Source organism: Bacillus cereus group sp. BfR-BA-01524 (genome assembly GCF_022662595.1).
Classification (GTDB): Bacteria; Bacillota; Bacilli; order Bacillales; family Bacillaceae_G; genus Bacillus_A; species Bacillus_A thuringiensis_S.
Window position 1 is genome coordinate 1 of sequence record NZ_JAKUDW010000207.1, and the last position, 2,431, is coordinate 2,431.

A 2,431-nucleotide genomic window follows, 5' to 3' on the forward strand; every position below is an offset into this window, starting at 1 on the left:
TAAGCTCTCTAGCGCCGATGGTAGTTGGGACCTTGTCCCTGTGAGAGTAGGACGTCGCCAAGCAAAAACCTAAGTCGTTTCGACTTAGGTTTTTTTGTGTTTATTTTTATTGCTCAAAATATAAAGGTAAGAATTACCTTTTGTAAAAATATAGTCGAGATGTAAAAAGAATGTTTGTGATCTTATATAAAAAGGTTATGTGAAAAATGGTGGTCCAGCTCTTTTTTTGCATAACCTTTTGTATTTTTAAAGGATTTTACATAAGAAAAAATCTATAATTAAGGTAGTTAACATATATTTTTGATGGGTGTGGGGGATTATGAAAGAAATATGCATGTTATTAGTAGCTGTTATATTATGGGGGACAGCTATTGCTCCAACAAAATGGGCGTTAGAATCTATTCAGCCGTTTACTTTGTTGTTTATTCGTCTTTTCTTTGCAGGTGGAATTTGTATGCTATTTTCATTTAAGCAACTACAAAAATCAGTTGTACATAAAAAAGTTCCATGGAAAAGAATGAGTTTACTAGCTTTTACCGGTGTAGCTGGGTACTTTATGTTTACATCCTACGGTATTTCTTTAACAAGTGGATTACATGTTAGTATCATAGATGCTGCATTACCATTAGTTACAATTCTTTTTTCAGCATTCTTCTTGAAAGAGAAAATTCGATTGAATTATTGGATAGGAATTATATTGGGTGCTATAGGAGTACTCTTTATTACGATTCCATCTAAAAGTGCTGATCAAGAAGTATCTTTAATAGGAGATATCCTGATATTATTAAGTACTTTTCTATTTGCTTTCTACACGGTTTTGCTAAAACGACCAAAACAAGAACAGTATTTATCAAACGAGGTTTTTACAACATTAACTTTAATTATTGGAGCTGTTATTCTATTACCATTTGCACTGGTAGAAATTCTTTATTACGGTTTACCAAAGATTGAAACTTGGAAAACGGGACTTAGTGTAATATACCTTGTTATTGGAGCAACAATTTTAGCGTATTGGTTTTGGAATAAAGCGCTAGAGAGAGTTTCAGCATCAGTAAGCGGATTATATTTAAATGCATTACCATTAATAAGTATTGTTACTTCAATTATTCTATTAAATGAATCTCTGACAGGGAGAGTAATAATGGGAGCAAGTTTAGTTTTAACCGGAGTAGGATGGGCGGATAAGCAAAAGTTATGTAATCTATTAAAAGGTAATAAGGTGAAGAATAGAGACTGCTAAACAGTATGATTTATATAATTGACATGTAAAAAAGATACCTTATATATGAGGTATCTTTTTTATTTAGCAAAGATAATAGACTAAAATTAGTATAGATATTCTTTGCTGTATTTATATGTGTCGAAATCATTTTGAAATATTGTTTGAACGAGTTGTATACATTCAGTATCATAAAAGCTTTCAAAAGTTGGATGACGGGGAAATAAAGGATCAGTAATATCGCCTTCGCTAAAATTCCCTTTATAAATCATGGCGGGAGTTTGATGATGCCAGGATGTTGAGAACTCATTTATTGGTGCAGTTTTTAATTCGAAACGCTTTTCTAATTTTTTCATTTCCTGATCGAAGTTTTCTAAGTATATATAATTGGTCACATATTCTTCTTCACCAGCTATATATTGTTGTGTGAAATGTGGGTTAATATCACTTGAGTGAGCCCCTTTCATAAATAGATAGTATAGAAATTGTTTAAATGAGATCCCTTTGGGGGAATTTTCATCTTGATATAAAAACTTTCGGATGGGTTTCCATTCGGGATTTTCCATATAAGGAGGTCCAATTAAGGACACGAAAGAACTGACTGCTCTCCTGTAAGGATTACGAACAAGTTTAAACGTTTCTTTTTGTTTTTCTCGTAACGCTACTCCTAGTCGTACACTATAGGCAGGTGTACTTTTGTATATATCGTATTCAAAATTATGAATGAAAGGACTATAACTTAGAGCTGTTTGTAATAAATCAATCTGGTAAAAGAACCAATTGGCAAGAGAAGTGCAACCGCTTTTTTGACTCCAAAATAGAATGATGGGAAACTTCCTATGATAGTGTGGGCTTCTTGAATGGGCGCTTATGGTGTGTAATAAAGAAGGATCGAACAAGTTCTACACTCCTTTCAGTTATTTTACTGATGTGTATGAGGAATAAAGAGGGGGTATGAGAGTCTTTTTCATCTTTTTAAAAAAATGAAAGATTAATATTGACTATTATTATATAGAGGTGTAATATAGGACAAGTCGCCGATGCAATAACGCAGAAAACGACAAACGAAATAAAAAACTTAGTTGACATTAACTAACGAAGATGTTAACATAAGGAAGTCGCAAATGAGCGACTAAGTAGTTCTTTGAAAACTGAACGAAACAAACAACGTGAAACGTCAATTTTTATTTTTAGATGCTAGACAAACTAACT

General features: G+C 32.6%; 2 protein-coding genes. One reads left to right on the forward strand and one right to left on the reverse strand.

Annotated elements, in window-relative coordinates; all coding sequences use genetic code 11:
• Positions 1–319 precede the first annotated feature (319 nt).
• The gene (locus tag MR170_RS30325; RefSeq protein ID WP_048564185.1) at positions 320–1,240 is read left to right on the forward strand and encodes a DMT family transporter; all 921 of its coding nucleotides are present in this window, start codon (positions 320–322) and stop codon (positions 1,238–1,240) included.
• An 86-nt stretch (positions 1,241–1,326) separates the two neighbouring features.
• Here MR170_RS30325 and MR170_RS30330 read toward each other — a convergent pair whose 3' ends face one another.
• Positions 1,327–2,118, reverse strand: coding sequence for a sulfotransferase family 2 domain-containing protein (locus tag MR170_RS30330; RefSeq protein WP_043936294.1), 792 nt, complete (start codon positions 2,116–2,118; stop codon positions 1,327–1,329).
• Positions 2,119–2,431 lie beyond the last annotated feature (313 nt).

What these genes read in the sequence shown, in the direction of transcription:
- MR170_RS30325 (WP_048564185.1), top strand. Translation starts at nt 320, where the DNA reads ATGAAAGAAATATGCATGTTATTAGTAGCTGTTATATTATGGGGGACA.